We start from the raw sequence: 4329 nt of genomic DNA, 5'->3' as shown, positions 1-4329 counted from the left end.
TATTTATCAGAAAAAACTTGTTTTTGCTGTCAAATTTATAAAGAATCCTTTTCTTTTTCCGTGTAGCAGACTTTGAAGTGCATTTCTTTTTCTGCTTTTTCTATGGAAAAAATGAAATAGGTACATATGGCCTTGGTTCAGATTTCATCTTGTGCATTGTAGATTTCAGCCTCAATGAACACAAAATTCCGTTTCTGCTCCTTGATTCTTCCTCTGAGAGTGAGGTGAGAATCGGTCGTGTGGATAGGCTTCAAGTATTGAGTTTCCATGCGTGAAGTAACACCTGCCGTCTGAAGCTTGCGGGCAATTACCCAGGCACATATCTCGTCCAGCAAAGTCGCCTGAATTCCTCCGTGCAGGGTGTTCAGCCAGCCTTGAAAGCGGGCTTCAGGCACCCATTTGCTCACAATCTCGTCTCCGTCTTCATAGAACTCCATTTTCAGGCCCGTCTCGTTGTTGGGCGCACAGCCGAAACAGAAGTATCCTTCCATTCCTTCCCATGGATTGATGATTTTTTCCATGACAGCTAAAATTAGAGGGTATAATCTACGCAGGCACGGTTTTCCTTGGCATCTTTCAGAATGCCTGCTGCGGCTACGTGTGCCGGATGGATGGAATAAGCCTTCACGTCGTCCAGTGTATCAAAACTACTGTCCAGACAGATGTCCCATACTTCTGCCGGATTTTCATTTAGTCCTACATGAATGCCACGGATAAAGGGAATAGTAGCCGGAAGGGCCTCGATGGCAGATTTAAAACGGTTCATAATGTCGGTTTTTTCTGCCTGTGAAAGGGTTTCTTTCAATTTAAATAACACAATGTGCTTGACCATGTTTGTTTGTTTTTATGATTTTCGTATCTTTGAATATTGCAAATATAGAAATTAATTATTGAAACAAGTTATGATTATCATTGGAATTGCAGGAGGAACAGGCTCCGGTAAAACAACTGTAGTGAGAAGGATTATCGAAAGTCTGTCGGAGAATGAAGTGGCAGTGCTTCCGCTTGATTCATATTATAAGGACAGCAGTCATGTGCCCGTGGAAGAACGGCAGAATATCAACTTTGACCATCCTTCGGCGTTCGACTGGGATTTACTCTCCAAGCATATCTCCATGTTGCGTAAGGGAGAAGCCATTGAACAGCCTGTATATTCCTATCTGACCTGTACGCGCCAGAAAGAAACCGTGCATGTAGAACCCCGTAAGGTCATCATTATTGAAGGTATCCTGGCTTTGAGCGACCGAAGGTTGTGCAAGCAGATGGACTTGCGCATCTTTGTAGACGCCGATCCGGACGAACGTCTTATCCGTGTCATCCAGCGGGATGTGATAGAACGCGGACGTACGGCCGAGGCGGTGATGGAACGCTATGTGCGTGTGCTGAAACCCATGCACCTGGAATTTATCGAACCGGCCAAGCGAGTTGCCGACCTGATTGTGCCGCAAGGAGGTCATAATGAAAAGGCCATCGAGATTCTGAAGATGTACATTGAACGAATCGTATACAAATGAAAGGCTGGATAACGGGGCTGTGCTGTGTGCTGGCCCTTTTGTTTTTTTCGTGTACTTCGAAGAAAAAAACGGAAGAGAGTGGCGTCGATTTGCCGCAGATTCAGGAAAAAAAGGAACTGGTGGTGCTGACCGTAAACAGTTCCGTATCTTACTTTAATTACCGTGGTGAGCCCATGGGATTCCAGTACGAACTGGCCCAGCAGTTTGCCAAGTCACTTGGGGTGGATTTGAAAGTGAAAGTCGTGAAAGACGAAGAACAGCTGGTCAGCAGTCTGCTTAATGGAGAAGGTGATTTGGTGGCATACAACCTGATTATTACCAATCCGTTGAAAGACAGCCTGATTTATTGTGGAGAGGAAGACATTGCGCGCCAGGTAATTGTGCAGAGAAGAGGAAAGAAGGCTTTGAAAGACGTAACGGAACTGGTAGGAAAGAAAGTCTATGTTAACTCCGGGAAATACCGTACCCGTTTGGAGAATCTGAACCGCGAACTGGGAGGGGGAATCGATATTTGTGAGATTTCCTCCGACAGTGTGTCTTCGGAAGACCTGATTACCTGGGTGGCAGAGGGGCGCATAGACTATACGGTAGCCACAGATGAGATTGCCCGCATCAACCGTACCTATTATCCGGTACTCGACATCAACCTGGCCATTAGCTTCGACCAGCGTTCTTCGTGGGCTGTGCGGAAAACTTCGCCTTTGCTGGCAGAGGCCGCTGATAAATGGCATCGCGAAAACATCAATTCACCGGAGTTTCGTGCCAGCGCCCGCCGTTATTTTGAACTGGCCAAGCGTCCCGCACACGGAGCCATTCTTTCTGTGAAAGACGGTAAGATTTCCCACTACGATGATTTGTTCCGGCATTATGCCAAGGAAATCGGCTGGGACTGGCGTTTGTTAGCTTCACTGGCCTATACCGAATCGAACTTCAATCCTGATGTGGTATCATGGGCCGGAGCCAAAGGGCTGATGCAGCTGATGCCGGCTACGGCACGTGCTATGGGAGTGCCGCCGGGCAAAGAGCAGGACCCGGAGGAGAGCATCAAGGCTGCCGTAAAATACATTGCCGGAATGCAGCGTACGTTTAGTAAGGTTACAGACAAGGAGGAACAGGCAAAGTTCATTCTGGCCGCCTATAATTCCGGTATCGGTCATGTGACCGATGCCATGGCACTGGCAGAGAAGTATGGGCGCAACCGCTATATCTGGGAGCACCATGTGGCCCACTTTATGCTGCTGAAAAGCAATAAAGAATATTATCAAGACCCTGTCTGCAAAAATGGTTATGCCAGAGGCAGCGATACCTATGAATTTGTGCGTGAGATTCTGGCACGGGCGGAGGTTTACCGGCAGAAGATAAAGAAGTAAGTATCTGTCAAGTTTGATTGTATGAAGAGCCTGAAGTTTTTGCGGAAGCTTCAGGCTCTTTTCTATGTTTTCTGTTGCGAAAACTTATGTTTTTCAGTGCGGAAAAGTAGGTTTCTCTATCGGGAACTATAAGGCTCATGTGTGGAAGACATAGAAGGGTTTTGGGTAGTCAGCTCTTTTCTTCGGGAGGTTTTAAGATACAACAACGAGGAGTTGCTTACATAAATGTTCTTCTGATTATTCGAGGTGTCTGTAATTAAAATAAGATAAGCGGATAATTAAAATACGTTTTTCGTTTGCTGCACGTAGTTTTGCGAACAACAAGCAATTGAGGTGAAAATGGTAAAAAAGAATTACTCGGAAGAATCGGAAGAACAGGAAAAGATGGCTCGCTTTGCTAAGGCCATGGGGCATCCGGTCCGCATTGCCATACTTCTGTTTTTGGCTTCGCAGGAGTGTTGCTTTTTGGGAGACATATGAAGAATTGCCCATAGCCAAGGCGACGGTGTCGCAACACTTAAAGGAGCTGAAAGAAGCTGGACTTATTCAAGGAGGGGTTGAAGCACCTAAGGTGAGGTATTGCATCCACAAGGAGAACTGGGAACTGGCCAAAAGAATGTTTGCCGATTTCCTGAGCCAGCCGGTGTGTAAAAAAAGGGGATTGCTGCGAGTAAGTCCTTTTTTGTCGAATATGTTCGTTGTTTTACGAATTACTAATAGAGGATAATTACTTAAAAAGAAGAATGCAGGTATGGAAGTTAAAGTTCTGGGGTCGGGTTGCGCAAAGTGCAAGACCACCTAATGTAATTGAAAAAGTAATCAAGGAAAATAACCTGGACGTGAAACTGACCAAGGTGGACGACATCATGGAAATGGTGAACTACCACATCATGACGACTCCTGCCGTGGTGGTAGACGAAGTAGTGAAGATGAAAGGACAGGTTCCGACCGAAAGTGATGTGAAGAAGCTTTTAGGAATCGGATAAACAAGAGGATTGATTCAGAAGCGGCAGAAATGACCTTCAAGGCAGCTACCGCTTTTAGCAAGCGTCTTCCTTTATTGTGCGTGATGCCTGAAGATTGTCTTGTTTATATCCTGATAGGTATCGGTGCGTTTATGCACGGCTTTGTGCCCGAAGGATTTTTTGAGCAATACATGTCGAAGGAGAACTGGTTTGCCGTACCGCTTTCGGTCATTCTTGCCGTGCCGATGTATGCCAATGCGGCAGGCATTGTGCCGGTCATCGAGGTATTCGTGGCCAAAGGTATTCCTATGGGTACAGCCATCGCTTTCGTGATGGCCGTGGTGGGGCTTTCACTTCCGGAAGCGACTTTGCTGAAAAAAGTGATGACGTGGCGGCTGATTGCGATATTCTTCGGAACGGTGGCTTTCTTCATTATCTTGTCGGGTTATTTGTTTAATTTTGTTCTTTAATTTATCATTG

3 protein-coding genes and 4 pseudogenes are annotated in these 4329 nt (G+C 46.1%); 5 read left to right on the top strand and 2 right to left on the bottom strand.

Annotated elements, in window-relative coordinates; all coding sequences use genetic code 11:
• Positions 1-35: 35 nt before the first annotated feature.
• Together ACMJ0U_RS11405 and ACMJ0U_RS11400 are read right to left on the bottom strand one after the other, a co-directional pair.
• A pseudogene (locus tag ACMJ0U_RS11405) lies at positions 36-521 on the bottom strand (PaaI family thioesterase).
• Between the two features lie 11 nt (positions 522-532).
• On the bottom strand, positions 533-832 hold the full coding sequence (locus ACMJ0U_RS11400) for a Dabb family protein (RefSeq protein ID WP_417130035.1): 300 nt from the start codon (positions 830-832) through the stop codon (positions 533-535).
• Positions 833-902: 70 nt separating this feature from the next.
• On the opposite strand from ACMJ0U_RS11400, the gene udk reads away from it, so the two are divergent.
• From udk to ACMJ0U_RS11375, 5 genes and pseudogenes are all read left to right on the top strand, one after another.
• Positions 903-1514 (top strand): uridine kinase, encoded by a 612-nt coding sequence (udk, locus tag ACMJ0U_RS11395; RefSeq protein ID WP_417130034.1) that lies wholly within the window; start codon positions 903-905, stop codon positions 1512-1514.
• Positions 1511-2884, top strand: coding sequence for a transglycosylase SLT domain-containing protein (locus ACMJ0U_RS11390; protein WP_417130033.1), 1374 nt, complete (start codon positions 1511-1513; stop codon positions 2882-2884). The genes udk and ACMJ0U_RS11390 overlap by 4 nt, the downstream gene beginning before the upstream one ends.
• A gap of 339 nt (positions 2885-3223) precedes the next feature.
• Positions 3224-3611: pseudogene (locus tag ACMJ0U_RS11385) on the top strand (ArsR/SmtB family transcription factor).
• A 24-nt stretch (positions 3612-3635) separates the two neighbouring features.
• Positions 3636-3870, top strand: a pseudogene (locus ACMJ0U_RS11380) (thioredoxin family protein).
• Positions 3871-3908: 38 nt separating this feature from the next.
• Positions 3909-4319: pseudogene (locus tag ACMJ0U_RS11375) on the top strand (permease); the annotation flags it as partial.
• Positions 4320-4329: the final 10 nt, after the last annotated feature.

Source organism: Phocaeicola sp. (assembly GCF_048170425.1).
Taxonomy (GTDB): Bacteria; Bacteroidota; Bacteroidia; order Bacteroidales; family Bacteroidaceae; genus Phocaeicola.
The sequence above is the reverse complement of the archived record's forward strand: the minus strand, read 5'-3'. Positions and strand labels throughout refer to the sequence as shown.

Excerpts from the sequence above, each read along its gene's own strand:
- udk (WP_417130034.1), top strand. The coding sequence starts at position 903 with ATGATTATCATTGGAATTGCAGGAGGAACAGGCTCCGGTAAAACAACT.
- ACMJ0U_RS11390 (WP_417130033.1), top strand. The coding sequence starts at position 1,511 with ATGAAAGGCTGGATAACGGGGCTGTGCTGTGTGCTGGCCCTTTTGTTT.
- ACMJ0U_RS11400 (WP_417130035.1), bottom strand. The coding sequence starts at position 832 with ATGGTCAAGCACATTGTGTTATTTAAATTGAAAGAAACCCTTTCACAG.